We start from the raw sequence: 14,639 nt of genomic DNA on the forward strand, positions 1-14,639 counted from the left end.
GCTCTCGATGCACATTTGTGGATAGAAACGCCAGCTAGGCATGGCTGCTGTGGAGTGGACGGCGGCGGTGGGATTCTTTCGAATGGCTTATGCAAGGTCTGACATGATGATGAAGACAGCGCGCGCTTTGCTCGCATCCGTGATGGTGCTGAGCGCAGGCGCCTTGATTTCCGGCTGCCAGTCGGACCCTGATATCGACATCACCAAGCTCGGCCTGGAGACTGATCCGCCTGACGTGCTCTACACGCAGGGCCTCGCGAACATGAAGGCCGGCAACATGGCCGAGGCGGCGCGAAAGTTCGATGCGATCGATGCACAGAATCCCTTCTCGGAATGGGCGCGCAAGGCGCTTGTGATGAGTACCTTCGTCAAGTACCGCCAGGGCCGCTTCGACGATGCGCTCACATCGGGCAACCGCTATATGGCGCAGTATCCGAAATCGAAGGATGCCGCTTACGTGCAATATCTCGTAGGCCTGACCTATTCCAAGCAGATCGTCGACGTGACGCAGGACCAGCGCGCGGCGCAGAAGACGATCGATGCCATGCAGGCCGTCGTCGACAATTATCCTGATTCCGAATATGTCGACGATGCGCAGGCCAAGATCCGCTTTGCGCGCGACCAGCTCGCCGGCAAAGAAATGCAGGTCGGCCGCTACTACATGGAGCGCAAGGAGTATCTCGCCGCGATCTCGCGTTTCCGCATCGTCGTCGAGAAGTATCCGAACACGAATCAAATCGAAGAGGCGCTCGCCCGTCTCGTCGAGGCCTATTATGCGATGGGCATCGTCGACGAAGCGCAGACCGCTGCTGCCGTTCTCGGTCACAATTATCCCGACAGCCAGTGGTATGCCGATTCTTATAAGCTACTGCAGTCGGGTGGCGCGGAGCCTCGTGAGAACAAGGGTTCGTGGATCGCCGCAGCGGGCAAGAAACTCCTTCTCGGTTCCTGAGGCCAATGCTGATCCAGCTTTCGATCCGCGATATCGTTCTGATCGAGCGGCTGGATCTCGCCTTCGAGACCGGCCTCTCCGTGCTGACGGGTGAGACGGGCGCTGGCAAATCCATCCTGCTCGACAGTCTTTCGCTGGCCCTTGGCGGGCGCGGCGATGGTGGTCTCGTGCGCCACGGCGAGGACAAGGGGCAGGTGACGGCCGTCTTCGATGTCGGCATGGATCACGGCGCCCGCAAACTTCTGCGCGAAAACGGTATCGACGACGAAGGCGACCTGATCTTCCGCCGCCAGCAGTCCTCTGACGGGCGCACCAAGGCCTATGTGAACGACCAGCCGGTGAGCGTGCAGCTCATGCGCCAGGCCGGTCAGATGCTGGTCGAGATCCACGGCCAGCACGACGATCGGGCGCTTGTCGATACCAATGCCCACAGGACGCTGCTGGACGCCTTCGCCGGTATCGGCGAGGATGTACAGGCTGTGGCCACGCTTTATCGCCAGTGGCGCGATAATGAGCGTACGCTGAAGAAACATCGCGAGAGGGTGGAGGCTGCCGCCCGCGAGGCGGATTACCTGCGGTCATCCGTCGACGAACTCGAAAAGCTCTCGCCGCGTGACGGCGAAGAGGATGAGCTCGCCGACCGCCGCCAAAAGATGATGAAGGCGGAGCGCATTGCCGGCGATATTGCCGAGGCTTCGGAATTCCTGAACGGCAATGCCTCTCCCGTGCCCCATATCGCCTCGCTGGTGCGCCGTCTGGAGCGCAAAAGCCACGAGGCGCCCGGCCTGCTGGAAGATACTGTAGCGCTGCTAGATGCCGCGCTGGACCAGCTTTCCAACGCGCAGATGGAAGTGGAAGCAGCCCTGCGCAAGACCGAATATGATCCGAAGGAACTGGAGCGCGTCGAAGAGCGTCTCTTTGCACTGCGCGCGGCCTCCCGAAAATATTCCGTTCCCGTCACCGAGCTGCCCGCACTTGCCGTGCGCATGATCAACGATCTTGCCGATCTTGATGCAGGTGAAGAACGGTTGTCGAAGCTTGAGGCGGAAGTCGGTGTTGCCAAGGCGAAGTATGATACGGCGGCTCGCTCGCTCTCCGAGAAACGGCACCATGCCGGCGACGCGCTGGCGCAGGCCGTGATGGCCGAGCTGCCGGCGCTGAAGCTCGAGCGCGCCCGCTTCATGGTGGAAATCACCACGGATGTGGAGGAGCCGACAGCCGAAGGCATCGACATCGTCGAATTTCACGTTCAGACCAATCCGGGAACACGGCCGGGCTCGATCATGAAGGTCGCCTCGGGCGGCGAACTCTCGCGCTTCCTGCTGGCGCTCAAGGTGGCGCTTGCCGACCGCGGTTCGGCGCCGACGCTCGTTTTCGACGAAATCGACACCGGTGTCGGCGGCGCCGTGGCGGATGCGATCGGCCAGCGGCTGAAGCGGCTCTCCGAGCGTGTGCAGGTTCTCTCCGTCACCCATGCTCCACAGGTGGCGGCACGAGCTGCCACGCATCTCCTGATCTCCAAGGGACCGTCCGGCGACGGCTCCGACAAGATCGCCACGCGCGTTGCCACCATGGCCCAGAAGGACCGCACGGAAGAGATAGCCCGCATGCTTGCCGGTGCTTCCGTGACGGAAGAGGCGAGGGCGGCGGCGGCTCGGCTACTGGCCGGAAACGGCTAGGGGTTTGCTGGCGGTGACAAGCGGCAGGTGTTGCGCTATCTGACTTGGCTCGCCGGCGAGGTCGATCCATGAGACTTTTTCATTTCAGCGATAATCCCGCCATTGCCGTCCTGTTCGCATTCCGTCCGAACGCCCCCGGGTCGGGAATGGCTGAACGGGCCGCTCGTCTGGGCGATCGATGACATCCACGACTTCATGTATCTCTTCCCGCGCGATTGCCCGCGCATCCTTGTTTGGGCAAAACCGGAGACATCGCAGGAGGATCGCCGCCGGCTCGGGGACTGGCGCGGGTTTCGCCTATATCGAGCGTGCTTGATTGGAGCGACTGCGGGCCGAGACCATCCACCGCTATGAGATGCCGACGGAATGTTTCGAGGATCTGCAGGACGCGTGAATGTGGGTGTCGCGAAGGAATGTCGTACCACTAGCGCTCACGGCTCTGTTTGAGCTCGACCGAGAATTTGCCTCACGCGGTATCGAGCTTAAGGCGTCGACAGTCTTACGCCGGTGAAGGCCCTGCAGCATACGACATTACATGTGAGCGCCATCAGACTCCGCAACGCCCGGCCATAAATTCAAAACGTCGGTACTATTTCAATCGCCGAATTTTGCTCTAAAACCATTGCAGATTCTCTGGAGTGAAGCTGCATGTCGACCGAATCCGTCGCTGTTGAGGACTTGACGCTTGAAGATGCCGCTGCCGAACTGAGGCGGCTTTCCAAAGAAATCGCGCACCATGACGCGCTGTACCACGGTAAAGACCAGCCGGAGATTTCGGACGCGGACTACGACGCGCTGAAGCGGCGCAACGATGCGATCGAAGCGCGCTTTCCAGAGCTGATTCGTGAAGACAGCCCATCGCGCCACGTGGGCGCCGCGCCGTCGGCCACCTTCGCGCCGGTTGTCCATTCAAGGCCGATGCTGTCGCTCGACAATACGTTCTCACAGGAGGACGTGCGCGACTTCGTGGCCAGCGTCTATCGCTTCCTCGGTCGCCTGCCGGACAACTCCATCGCGTTCACGGCCGAGCCGAAGATCGACGGGCTTTCGATGTCGATCCGCTATGAGAACGGCAAGCTGGTGACGGCCGCGACCCGCGGCGACGGTACGACCGGCGAGAATGTCACAGCCAATATCCGCACCATCAAGGAAATTCCGAACGAGCTGCCGAAGGGAGCTCCATCCATCGTTGAAGTACGCGGCGAAGTCTATATGGCCAAAAGCGACTTCATGGCACTCAACGCGCAGATGGAGGCCGAAGGCAAGCAAACCTATGTCAATCCGCGCAATACTGCCGCTGGGTCATTGCGGCAGCTCGACGCGAAGGTGACGGCAAGCCGTAAGCTGAGATTCTTCGCCTATGCCTGGGGTGAGATGTCGGACATGCCCGCTGATACACAGATGGGCATGGTCGAGACCTTTAAGAGCTGGGGCTTCCCCGTCAATCCGCTGATGAAGCGGCTGAGTTCGGTCGACGATATTCTTGCCCATTACAGCGAGATCGGTCTTGAGCGGCCCGACCTCGATTACGATATCGATGGCGTCGTCTATAAGGTCGACAGCCTTGAGCTGCAGCAGCGTCTCGGGTTCCGCTCGCGCAGTCCGCGCTGGGCGACCGCGCACAAATTCCCGGCCGAGCAGGCTTTCACCGTCGTCGAAAATATCGACATTCAAGTCGGACGTACCGGGGCGCTGACGCCGGTCGCCCGGCTGACGCCAATCACCGTCGGCGGCGTCGTCGTCACCAATGCGACGCTGCATAACGAGGATTACATCAAGGGCATCGGCAATAGCGGCGAACGCATCCGCGAGGAGGAGCACGATATCCGCATCGGCGATACGGTCATCGTGCAGCGCGCCGGCGACGTGATCCCGCAGGTGCTCGATGTCGTCATGGAAAAGCGCCCTGTCGATGCGCAACCCTATCAGTTTCCGAAAGTGTGCCCAGTCTGCGGTTCGCATGCCGTACGCGAACGCCACGAAAAGACCGGCAAGCTCGATTCGGTCACCCGGTGCACCGGCGGCTTCATCTGCCGCGCGCAAGCGACGGAAGAGCTGAAGCATTTCGTCTCGCGCAATGCTTTTGATATCGAAGGGCTCGGTTCCAAGCAGATCGACTTCTTCTTCGAAAGCGACGATCCGGCGCTGCAGATCCGCACAGCACCTGACATCTTCACGCTGGAGAAGCGTCAGCAGCAGTCGATCACCAAGCTGGAAAACATCGACGGCTTCGGCAAGGTGAGCGTCGGCAAGCTCTATGCGGCGATCAACGAGCGGCGCAGCATTGCGCTCCACCGCTTCATCTATGCGCTCGGCATTCGCCATGTGGGCGAGACGATGGCGAAGCTGCTGGCGCGCTCCTACAATAGCTACGAGGCCTTTGCGACTGCGATGAAGGAAGCGGCAACGCTTTCCGGTGACGCCTGGAACGATCTCAACGCCATCGAGGGTATCGGCGAAGTCGTGGCGCGCGCCATCGTCGAATTCTACAAGGAGCCGCGCAATATCGAGGTGATCGGCCGCCTGCTCGACGAGGTGACACCACAGGAGGCCGAGCGGCCGGTCACGACAGGCAGCCCGGTTGTCGGCAAGACCGTTGTCTTTACCGGCTCGCTGGAGAAATTTACCCGTGAAGAAGCCAAGGCGCGTGCCGAAAGCCTCGGCGCCAAGGTAGCTGGCTCCGTCTCCAAGAAGACCGATATCGTTGTTGCTGGCCCCGGCGCAGGCTCTAAGCTCGACAAGGCCCGCGAACTCGGCGTCCAGACGATGGACGAGGACGAGTGGCTGGCGCTGATTGGTGGGTAAGGGAGCCTTGCGCTAGACATCGCGTTTCTGTTTTTTTCGACAGCTTGCCTTTCACTCGGCGTCATATCAGGGCTTGTCCCGAGCATCTGCCACGTATCAATATACAAATGGCAGCAGATCCTCGGGACAAGCCCTGATATGACGGAGGAGAGATTTCATGCCCTCAGTCGCGCCATCGTGTAGGCGTCCACATATTGCCCGTCGCGATAGCCGTAGGACCTGAACAGGCCTTCCTTCTCGAAGCCGAATTTCTCGTAGAGGCGGATGGCTGCGTCATTGTCCGTGTAGACGGTCAGTTCCATGCGCTTGATGTCGTGCCAATTATCGGCGGCGTCAAGCATGGCGGCCAACAGGAAGGTTCCGATGCCGCGGCCGGTGAAATCGTCGTGTACACCCATGCCGAGATTTGCGGCATGCTGGCGCCGTCCTTCGAAGCGGGTCATGCCGCCATTGGCGACAAGCTTGCCGTCGAGTTCGACGACGAGATTGAGCGCTTCGGGCGAGGGGTTTTCCATGCGCTTGCGCACCGTGTCGATGCTTTGAAAGGGCGGCCGCAGCGTGCCGGCGCGGTAGCCCGGCAGGTTCATCAGCTCGGTGACGGCTTCGGCATCGCTCATACGCAAGGCGCGAACGGTGAGCCCCTGCAAAGAAGGCTTTTCGGGTGGGGTATCCTGATTGGCTGGCATTACGCTCTCCTTGTGTTTCTAGAGGAGAGCGGAGTTCCGAAACCCTGCTTTCCTCGGCAGGGTTGTCGGGATGATCGGACTGCTAGTGACGCACCATCGCTCCCGCGTACCCTGCAAGGGTCGTGGCAATAAGATGCATATTGTGGTTCACAGAGCTGATCATGGGTGGAAGTTTCGCCATTCGCGTGCAGATGTCAACAGGCCAGAATTTGCCTTCGGATGCGGCTATCTTTATTCCGGTAAGGGTAGACGATTCGGATATTTGCCCGTGAAGACAATCGCGATCGATTTCGAGACAGCCAACGAACAGCGCGGCAGCGCCTGTTCGGTCGGTCTTGCCTGGATCGAGGACGGCCGGGTGACGCGGGTGGAGGAGCGGCTGATCCGGCCGCGCGATATGCGCTTCTCCGGCATGAATATCGCGATCCACGGTATTCGCCCCGAGCATGTGGAGGATGCGCCGGAATTTCCCGAGGTCATGGACGAGTTCCATGAGGACTTCCGGGGCGCGACGATGATCGCCCATAATGCCGCCTTCGACTTCAGCGTCTGGCGGGCGAGCCTCGATCTCTATCGGCAGTCCTATCCGGAGCTCACCTATCTCTGCAGCCTGAAAATGGCGCAACGCATCTGGCCGCACTTCCTGTCGCACCGGCTGAACCTGATTGCCGAGCATCTCGGCCTGCGTTTCCTCCATCACAATGCGGCCGAAGACGCCGCCGTCTGTGCCTCAGCGGCAATCGAGATGGCGAGGGCGGTCAAGGCTGCAACGGTCGCCGCCATTCCTGATGTCATCGGCATGAAGCCAGGCAGGTTGACACCAAGCGGCTACGAGCCTTGCACCTGCCGCAAAGCCTGAGTCCCGTGTTGTAAAGATCCAGGCCATTCTTATCTTAGCTTCCGGATTAACACGGGAGTTGCCATGTCCACGTTCCGCAATCTTTTTCTTGGCTCAGCATTCCTTGCCGCATCCGCAGGCGTGACATCAGCGGAGGTCGTCGGCAAGGTCGGGGTCGACTGGATCGGGAATGACATCATCGTCGAGGCGGTATCGGACCCCGAGGTGAAAGGCATCACCTGCCATGTCACCTATTTCGACCGCAGCCTGATCGACCGCTTCAAGAACGGCAACTGGTTCGAAGATCCTTCCAACAACTCCATCGCCTGCCGCCAGACGGGGCCGATCGAGATCGGCAATATTGATATGTCCAAGGATGGCAGCGAAGTGTTCCGGCAGGGCATGTCGCTGATCTGGAAGGTGCTTGCGGTCAACCGCATCTACGACAAGACCAACAATACGCTGATCTATCTCGCCCATTCGCGGCAGGTGACGGATGGTTCGGCGAAGATGTCGATTTCGACCATTCCGCTCTATGGGCAGGATGTGGTGTGGAAAAATGGGAAGCCTTGAGGGCTTTTGAGCCGTGATGAAGCCCCCCAAACCCAGCCGATCCTGCTCTCGACATCTTCAGCGTTTTGAACGGAACGGAGCGTTGCAGCGGGTTAGCCCCGCCCCCTTGTGGCGAGGGGTCGGGGAGCGGTTTTTACGGTAAGCTTGAAATCATGCCGTCCAAAACGAGAAAGGCCCGGACAAGCCGGGCCTCCACATTCCAGATTTCAAAATCTATCAAGCAGCTTCGCGCGCCAGTTCGTCGGCGATGACCGTATCGAGGTTGAGGAAGCAGACCATAGTCTTTTCCAGTGCCACGATGCCGCGGCAGAAGGCGCGCTGGGCTTCCGGGATGATTTCTGGCGGCGGCTGCAGGTCTTCGCTCTTGATGGTCATCATGTCCGAGACCTGTTCGACCAGCAGGCCGACCAACTTGCCGGCGATGTCGGTAACGATGATGGCGGAACGCTCGGATGGTTCCGTCATCTTCATGCCGAGGCGGCAGGCCATGTCGATGACCGGGATCACGGCGCCGCGCAGGTTGATGAGGCCGAGGACGTAGGGCGGGGTATGCGGCATCGGGGTTACCGGCGCCCAGCCGCGGATTTCGCGGATCGCCATGATATCGATGCAGAACTCCTGGTCGCCCAGGTGGAACGAGACGATTTCGAGGTAGGCGCCCGACTGCTTGATGGCGTTGCTCATGATCAGAATTCTTCCCAGTTGTCTCCGGCCGGAGAGGAGGCGATTGTCCTGGCGGCAGTGCCGCCCGTGAATGCGCCCGCGACCTTGCCAATCAGGCTTCGTGCGGGTGAGGGTTTCGGATGCGAGGCTGCGGAGGCTTCTCGCGGCGTTGGACGGGCGCTCATGCCCTCGCCGATATTGAACTGCCGAACCAGTTTCGTCAGGCTTTCTGCGTCCGTTGCGAGAGTGTGGCTGGCGGCGTTCGTTTCTTCCACCATGGCCGCATTCTTCTGCGTCACCTGATCCATCTGGCTGATGGCTGTATTGATCTCGTTCAGTCCAACCGATTGTTCGCGCGCAGAGGTTACGATTGATTTAACATGGCCATCGATGCGCAGAACATCCTCGCCTATCTGACGCAAAGCCTCGCCGGCTGCCGTCACCAATTCACCACCAGTCTTTACTTCGGCGCCGGATTTGCTGATCAAGGCCTTGATATCCTTGGCTGCTCCGGCCGCGCGGCCAGCGAGTTCGCGCACTTCCTGGGCGACGACCGCAAAGCCCTTGCCGGCTTCGCCCGCACGCGCTGCTTCGACGCCAGCGTTCAGCGCCAAGAGATTCGTCTGGAAAGCGATCTCATCGATGACGTTGATGATGGTGCCGATCTCGCGGGAGGCGTTTTCGATTCGCTCCATCGCGGCCATCGCATCGCCGACGATGGCATCGGATTTCTCGGTATTCTGGCGGGTATGAGCGACCATCTGGCCGACTTCCTCGGCGCGGCTGGTGGCGTTGCGGACAGTGGAGGTAATTTCGTCCAGAGCCGCTGATGTCTCCTCCAGCGAGGCGGCCTGCTGCTCGGTGCGCTTGGCAAGGTCGTCGGCGGCGGCACGCATCTGGTGGCTGTTGGCTTGGATCGAGGTGCTGTTCTGGGCAATGTCCTTCATCGCATTGCACAGGCGCATGGCCGTCTGGTTGAAATCCTGACGCAGCCTTTCCAGCTCTTCGCGGAAGGGCTGGTCGATGCTTGCCGTCAGATCGCCATTGGCAAGGCGGGTGAGACCCTGCGCAAGCGCCATGACGGCGGCGCTCAGCGCTTCAGCGTCTGCGAGCTTGGCGGCTTCGCGCTCGCGGCGCTCGGCATCGCTGCGCTGGCGGTCGGTTTCGGTGCGAGCTTCCAGATCGATCTTTTCGATGGCGGCAAGACGGAAGCTCTCGGCAGCACGGGCCATTTCGCCGATCTCATCACCACGTTCCTTGCCGGTGACGTTGCTTGTAAGATCGCCGTTCAGAATGCGCAGCATGCTTTCGCGCACGGCGGCGATGCCGCGGCGGATGGAACCGCCGTGGACATATTGCAGCACGGCCATGGTGAGAATGGCGATGATGCCGAGAGCGATCTGGATAAGCAGAGAGTTGTGCGAGATTTCATCGGCGTGTTCGACGCGCCGACGGGCGACGTCCGTGCCATCATTGGCGAATTTGTCGAGGGTTGCAGTGAGCTTGTCACCGGCAGCGTCGATGCGATCGTCGATCTTGTCGAATTCGGCATCCGGCGCACCCTGTTCGACGAGCGCCTTGAGGTCCACCTGGATGGCTTGGCGAAGTGCGGCGACATCGGCATCGTAGCTCTTCAAGAGATCGCCGGCCTTCAGTTCCTCGGCCAGCATGGCCATTTCCTTCGAGCCGCTGGAGAGGGCGGCAACGGAGTCGGCAACGAGCTTCAGGCGGTCGGGCTGGACGGTCTTCTCATCCTTGTCGACGATCGTGTCCATGGCGGCGAGGACGAGGGTCAGATTGGCAAGGCGCATATCGTTGATGCGATTGACGCTCTGCTGGATCTCGTCAGCGCGGCGCAAGCCGGTGTCGACCTGCATATTCTCGTACCAACCGATCGCGAGCATCGAGCCGAAACCGATGAATGCCGCACCGCCCAGCGTCCAAAGCCGCTGGCCGACTGAAAGATTCCTGCGAACCGTCGAATTTGTCATAAAGCCACCCTCCGCCCCAGGCGGTTGCGTTCCCTCGATTTTCAGGCTGATCCGGTTCATGGCCCGGCCGACGTCATGTCAGGACAGCGCCGAAGCACTGTGTGCATTACTAAATATAGATATCCGCGCTTAAGCCTTTCCTAACGATGTATTTCTTGGCGTTGCATCGCATCGCTCGGAGCAAGCCTTTAGAAAAGCGGGCTAATTCCATTTTCCGCGACTTTTTCCGATGGCGGTGGCCGGCATTTGGCGTTCATCAAGCTGGGGCAATTAATCACGGGTGAGAAAACGCATTCTTGAATTGCGCACTCGCGATCGCGACTATAATCACCTGATCGAACGGATGGGGCATCCGCGCTTTTGTTTTTACGCAATTCTGGACGCAAAACGCTCAAGCATTATTGCCGGAATTGCTTGTAGGGATCACGCAATGAAAAATTTCCGTATCGCTGTCTGGATCGCAGTGTTAGCGCTTGCCGGCGTGCTCGGATGGTTCACGCTGGACCAGAGCCGGACGAGGAACGTAGTGGCCGAGGGGCCTTTCGGCGTGCCGTTCACGCTGGTATCGCAGACGGGGCAGCCGATCACGGAGCAGGCGCTGCTCGGCAAGCCCACCGCCTTGTTCTTCGGCTTCACACATTGCCCCGAAGTCTGCCCGACGACGCTTTTCGAGCTCAACGGCTGGATGGAAAAGGTCGATCCTCAGGGTAACAAGCTGCAGGCCTATTTCGTCACCGTCGATCCCGAGCGCGATACGCCCGAAATCATGAACGAGTATGTCTCCAACGTTTCAAAGCGCATAACCGGCATTTCCGGCCCGCCGGACAAGATTGCCGACGTCATCAAGGGCTTCCGCGTCTACGCGAAGAAGGTGCCTGTCGACGAGAAAAATCCTGATGGGGATTACACGATGGACCACACGGCCTCGGTCTTCCTTCTCGATTCAGCCGGGCGTTTTGCCGGAACGATCTCCTATGGCGAAAACCCGGATACGGCGATAAAGAAGCTTGAGAATCTCGTCGCCAAGGGATGACCGGCCATTAAAGATATTGGAACCGGTCGCGGCCGACGCAACCGGAAAGATCGCCTATCGTGAGTGAAATCCGCCTTTATGTGTCGACGACTGAAAAGCAGGCCGAGGAAATCCTCGATCTCCTGAGCGAGGTCTTCGGCGAAGAAGATTTTGCCATCGGCACAACCGAGATCGACGAAAAGAACGATGTCTGGGAAGCCTCCGTCTATATGATGGCGGAGGACGAGGTTGATGTGCGCTCGCGCGTGGCGGCGGCGCTGAAGCAAACGTTTCCCGATGCCGTGCTGTCGCGGGAGGTCATTCCGGATGTGGATTGGGTAGTCAAGTCGCTGGAGGGGCTGAAGCCCGTCAGGGCAGGGCGCTTCCTCGTGCACGGTTCGCATGATCGCGATAAGGTCCGGATCGGCGATATTGCGATCGAGATCGATGCCGGCCAGGCCTTCGGTACCGGCCATCACGGCACGACGGCCGGTTGCCTCGAAGTCATCGACCGGGTGCTAAGAGCACGCACGGTGCGCAATGCGCTCGATCTCGGGACGGGCAGCGGTGTCTTGGCAATTGCCGTGCGCAAGCTACGCAATATTCCGATCCTGGCGACCGATATCGACCCGATCGCCATTCGCGTCGCAGCCGAAAACGTGCGCCGCAATGGCATTGCCACCGGCATCGCCACGGTAACGGCACCGGGCTTCCACTCTACCGCTTTTTCCGAGCATGGGCCATTCGACCTTATCATCGCCAACATCCTGGCGCGGCCACTGATCAAGATGGCGCCGCAGCTTGTGACCAATCTGGCGCCGGGCGGATCAGTGATCCTCTCCGGCATTCTGGCCGCGCAGCGCTGGAAGGTACTCGCCGCGTATAATGGTGCGAAGCTGCGCCATGTGCGCACGATCTGGCGCAATGGCTGGGTGACGATCCACCTCGACCGTCCGTAATTTTCCCAGGCTACAGATAAGGAAAAGGGATACAGGCAAGAAAAAAGGCGGTGCCAATGGCACCGCCCTTGGACCGGCGTTTAATTCCGGTCATGCCCGCGAGCCGAAGGAGGAGGTGCTCAAGCGGGCTCTACTTCATTCCGATAGGCCGGTCCGGTGGAGGGAGGAGGAGCGGACAGGCTTTAAGCTCAGAATGCGTAGCTCGGTGCGCCCTTGTGGCGCGTGGAACGCTGGCCGGCTGCGAGCACCTTGAGGCTGTCCTCATTCTGCGGGCGGCGGGCGCCGATGACATGACGCACAGTCTGGCGTTCGCCAGCCTGTACCGGGCTGCTGTAAGCGAAGCGCGAGAGAGAGGCGGTCATTTCAAAAAATCCTTTGTTAATGGCTCGTCGTGAACCGTTCGATGCGCCCTATATAGCTATTCCGGCATGCAGCGGCAGAGGGTTTGTTTCATTGCAGCCATGCGTGCAATGCATGAAGCGTGCCAGTTTCCCACATCGAGACATATTCCTGCCAAATTATTGGGCTGCTGGAGCCTTCCAGACGCTTCGCGTCGCTTTTTCTCCCCAATGACTGAAATTTCGCTAACATGGCCGCTATCCCATTAACCGGATTCGTTTCACTCATTCGGGTTTCCAGCATGTTCCAGTCTTTCGAAGTCACCTCCACGCCACAGTTCGGCAGGGAACGGGTTTCCGCGCTTCGCGCCAGTTTCGACGCGCTCGGCATCGATGCGTTCCTCGTGCCACGCGCCGATGAATTCAACGGCGAATACGTGCCGGCTTGCGCGGAGCGGCTGTCATGGCTGACGGGCTTTACCGGCTCGGCGGGCGTTGCACTGATTACCCGCACGGAGGCGATCGTCTATGTGGACGGACGTTACGTCACGCAGTTGGCCGAGCAGGTGGACGGTTCGGTCTTTACCGGCGGCGATCTCGTGAACGAACCGCCGCATGTCTGGCTGCCGGCGCATGGCAAGAAGGGGCTGAAGCTCGGCATCGATCCGTGGCTGCATACGGGTGCCGAAGTGCGCAAGCTCGAAAAGGCGCTTGACGAGATCGGCGGTGCGTTGGTTTTTCTGCCGCACAATCCGCTTGATAAGCTCTGGGTCGATCGACCCGCTGAACCGCTTGGCGCCGTCACCATTCAGAACGTGGCCCAGGCCGGTGTCCTCGCCAAGGACAAGATCGCAGCCATCGCGGCCGATCTCGGCAAGAAAAACCTGAGGGCCGTGCTGATCGCCGATCCGTCCTCGATTGCCTGGATCTTCAATATTCGCGGCGCCGACGTGCCGCATACACCACATCCGCTGGCGCGCGCCATCATTCACGCCGACGGCAGGGCCGAACTTTTCCTCGACAAGCGCAAGACCGGTATCGAGCTGGAAGCCTATCTGGCGCAGATTGCCAACCAGCTTGCGCCGTCGCTGCTCGACGAGAAGCTTGCGGCGGTGGCCAAAGATGGCGGCCGTATCCTCATCGATCCCGATATCGCCTCCTATGCGCTTGCCGAGATCATCCGCAAGGCGGGTGGCGAAGTGGTCGAGGGCGCCGATCCGGCAAAGCTGCCGCGGGCAGTGAAGAACAATGTCGAGATCAACGGTTCGGCGGCTGCGCATCTGCAGGATGGCGCGGCGATGGTGGAATTCCTCTATTGGCTGTCGCAGAGCAAGCCCGGCACGATCACCGAGATCGGTGCTGCCGAGCGACTGGAATCGGCCCGCGCCAAGGTCGGCCAGAGCATGCAGAATCCGCTGAAGGACATTTCCTTCGATACGATCTCCGGCGCAGGTGAACACGCTGCCATCATGCACTACCGGGTGACCACGGCGACCGACCGGCATATCCAGCCGGGCGAGCTCTTCCTGATCGATTCCGGCGCGCAGTATGTCAACGGCACGACCGACATCACCCGCACGGTCGGCATCGGCGCCGTTACGGAAGAGCACAAGCGCTTCTTCACGCTGGTGCTGAAGGGTATGATCCAGATCAGCACGGCGCGCTTCCCCAAGGGTACGCGCGGTTGCGACCTCGATCCGCTGGCGCGCATCGCGCTGTGGCGGGCAGGAGCCGATTTCGCCCATGGCACGGGCCATGGCGTCGGCTCCTATCTCTCGGTTCATGAGGGGCCGCAACGCATCTCACGGCTGTCGACTCAAGAATTGCTGCCGGGCATGATCCTCTCCAATGAGCCGGGCTATTACCGGCCCGGCCATTTCGGCATCCGCATCGAGAACCTGATCTATGTACGGGAGGCCGAAGACATCGAGGGCGGGGACATGCCGATGTTCGGCTTCGAGACGCTGACCTTCTGCCCGATTGACCGCAGTCTTGTCATCCCCGAACTGCTGACGCATGACGAACTGCACTGGTTCAACGATTACCATCACCGCACGCGCGAAGCGCTGATGCCGCTGATCCACGACCATGACGTCAAGGCATGGCTGGAGAATGCGACGCTGCCGCTGGAATACTGAGCCGA

General features: G+C 60.3%; 14 protein-coding genes. 9 read left to right on the forward strand and 5 right to left on the reverse strand.

Features of this window, described 5'->3' with window-relative positions:
- The first annotated feature begins 82 nt into the window (after positions 1–82).
- The 4 genes from FHX08_RS02965 to ligA all read left to right on the forward strand — a co-directional run bounded on the left by FHX08_RS02965 (position 83) and on the right by ligA (position 5,436).
- Positions 83–952 carry an outer membrane protein assembly factor BamD gene (locus FHX08_RS02965; protein WP_184326846.1) on the forward strand — a complete coding sequence of 290 codons (870 nt, stop codon included), beginning with the start codon at positions 83–85 and terminating at the stop codon, positions 950–952.
- Positions 953–957: 5 nt separating this feature from the next.
- A complete protein-coding gene (recN, locus tag FHX08_RS02970; protein WP_132653813.1) occupies positions 958–2,631 on the forward strand; it encodes a DNA repair protein RecN in 1,674 nt (557 codons plus the stop codon).
- A 195-nt stretch (positions 2,632–2,826) separates the two neighbouring features.
- Positions 2,827–2,985, forward strand: a complete 159-nt coding sequence (locus FHX08_RS32015; protein WP_409527401.1) for a DUF6886 family protein — start codon at positions 2,827–2,829, stop codon at positions 2,983–2,985.
- A gap of 294 nt (positions 2,986–3,279) precedes the next feature.
- Positions 3,280–5,436, forward strand: coding sequence for an NAD-dependent DNA ligase LigA (gene ligA, locus FHX08_RS02975; protein ID WP_132653814.1), 2,157 nt, complete (start codon positions 3,280–3,282; stop codon positions 5,434–5,436).
- Positions 5,437–5,591: 155 nt separating this feature from the next.
- On the opposite strand, the gene FHX08_RS02980 is transcribed toward ligA, so the two are convergent.
- Positions 5,592–6,122, reverse strand: a complete 531-nt coding sequence (locus FHX08_RS02980; protein WP_132653815.1) for a GNAT family N-acetyltransferase — start codon at positions 6,120–6,122, stop codon at positions 5,592–5,594.
- Between the two features lie 268 nt (positions 6,123–6,390).
- Here FHX08_RS02980 and FHX08_RS02985 point away from each other — a divergent pair, with 268 nt between their 5' ends.
- Complete coding sequence (locus FHX08_RS02985; RefSeq protein ID WP_132653816.1) at positions 6,391–6,981, forward strand: 3'-5' exonuclease; 591 nt, start codon at positions 6,391–6,393, stop codon at positions 6,979–6,981.
- A 63-nt stretch (positions 6,982–7,044) separates the two neighbouring features.
- A complete protein-coding gene (locus tag FHX08_RS02990) occupies positions 7,045–7,533 on the forward strand; it encodes a CreA family protein (RefSeq protein ID WP_132653817.1) in 489 nt (162 codons plus the stop codon).
- 216 nt (positions 7,534–7,749) lie between these two features.
- Here FHX08_RS02990 and FHX08_RS02995 read toward each other — a convergent pair whose 3' ends face one another.
- The gene (locus FHX08_RS02995) at positions 7,750–8,217 is read right to left on the reverse strand and encodes a chemotaxis protein CheW (RefSeq protein ID WP_112568976.1); all 468 of its coding nucleotides are present in this window, start codon (positions 8,215–8,217) and stop codon (positions 7,750–7,752) included.
- Between the two features lie 2 nt (positions 8,218–8,219).
- On the reverse strand, positions 8,220–10,187 hold the full coding sequence (locus FHX08_RS03000) for a methyl-accepting chemotaxis protein (protein WP_132653818.1): 1,968 nt from the start codon (positions 10,185–10,187) through the stop codon (positions 8,220–8,222).
- A gap of 430 nt (positions 10,188–10,617) precedes the next feature.
- Here FHX08_RS03000 and FHX08_RS03005 point away from each other — a divergent pair, with 430 nt between their 5' ends.
- Positions 10,618–11,220, forward strand: coding sequence for an SCO family protein (locus FHX08_RS03005; protein ID WP_184326847.1), 603 nt, complete (start codon positions 10,618–10,620; stop codon positions 11,218–11,220).
- A 59-nt stretch (positions 11,221–11,279) separates the two neighbouring features.
- Positions 11,280–12,158: a 50S ribosomal protein L11 methyltransferase gene (locus FHX08_RS03010; RefSeq protein WP_132653820.1), complete on the forward strand. Its 879-nt coding sequence runs from the start codon at positions 11,280–11,282 to the stop codon at positions 12,156–12,158.
- A 188-nt stretch (positions 12,159–12,346) separates the two neighbouring features.
- Here FHX08_RS03010 and FHX08_RS03015 read toward each other — a convergent pair whose 3' ends face one another.
- Positions 12,347–12,520: a hypothetical protein gene (locus tag FHX08_RS03015; RefSeq protein WP_007814367.1), complete on the reverse strand. Its 174-nt coding sequence runs from the start codon at positions 12,518–12,520 to the stop codon at positions 12,347–12,349.
- An 88-nt stretch (positions 12,521–12,608) separates the two neighbouring features.
- A complete protein-coding gene (locus FHX08_RS03020; protein ID WP_184326848.1) occupies positions 12,609–12,785 on the reverse strand; it encodes a hypothetical protein in 177 nt (58 codons plus the stop codon).
- A 13-nt stretch (positions 12,786–12,798) separates the two neighbouring features.
- On the opposite strand from FHX08_RS03020, the gene FHX08_RS03025 reads away from it, so the two are divergent.
- Entirely contained in the window at positions 12,799–14,634 is a 1,836-nt protein-coding gene (locus FHX08_RS03025) for an aminopeptidase P family protein (protein ID WP_132653821.1), read from the forward strand.
- Positions 14,635–14,639: the final 5 nt, after the last annotated feature.

This window comes from Rhizobium sp. BK529 (assembly GCF_014194105.1).
In the GTDB taxonomy this organism is placed as follows: domain Bacteria; phylum Pseudomonadota; class Alphaproteobacteria; order Rhizobiales; family Rhizobiaceae; genus Rhizobium.

Coding starts and splice junctions, on each gene's coding strand:
- FHX08_RS02965 (WP_184326846.1), top strand. CDS start 83: ATGGCTTATGCAAGGTCTGACATGATGATGAAGACAGCGCGCGCTTTG.
- recN (WP_132653813.1), top strand. CDS start 958: ATGCTGATCCAGCTTTCGATCCGCGATATCGTTCTGATCGAGCGGCTG.
- FHX08_RS32015 (WP_409527401.1), top strand. CDS start 2,827: ATGTATCTCTTCCCGCGCGATTGCCCGCGCATCCTTGTTTGGGCAAAA.
- ligA (WP_132653814.1), top strand. CDS start 3,280: ATGTCGACCGAATCCGTCGCTGTTGAGGACTTGACGCTTGAAGATGCC.
- FHX08_RS02980 (WP_132653815.1), bottom strand. CDS start 6,122: ATGCCAGCCAATCAGGATACCCCACCCGAAAAGCCTTCTTTGCAGGGG.
- FHX08_RS02990 (WP_132653817.1), top strand. CDS start 7,045: ATGTCCACGTTCCGCAATCTTTTTCTTGGCTCAGCATTCCTTGCCGCA.
- FHX08_RS02995 (WP_112568976.1), bottom strand. CDS start 8,217: ATGAGCAACGCCATCAAGCAGTCGGGCGCCTACCTCGAAATCGTCTCG.
- FHX08_RS03000 (WP_132653818.1), bottom strand. CDS start 10,187: ATGACAAATTCGACGGTTCGCAGGAATCTTTCAGTCGGCCAGCGGCTT.
- FHX08_RS03005 (WP_184326847.1), top strand. CDS start 10,618: ATGAAAAATTTCCGTATCGCTGTCTGGATCGCAGTGTTAGCGCTTGCC.
- FHX08_RS03015 (WP_007814367.1), bottom strand. CDS start 12,520: ATGACCGCCTCTCTCTCGCGCTTCGCTTACAGCAGCCCGGTACAGGCT.
- FHX08_RS03020 (WP_184326848.1), bottom strand. CDS start 12,785: ATGAGTGAAACGAATCCGGTTAATGGGATAGCGGCCATGTTAGCGAAA.
- FHX08_RS03025 (WP_132653821.1), top strand. CDS start 12,799: ATGTTCCAGTCTTTCGAAGTCACCTCCACGCCACAGTTCGGCAGGGAA.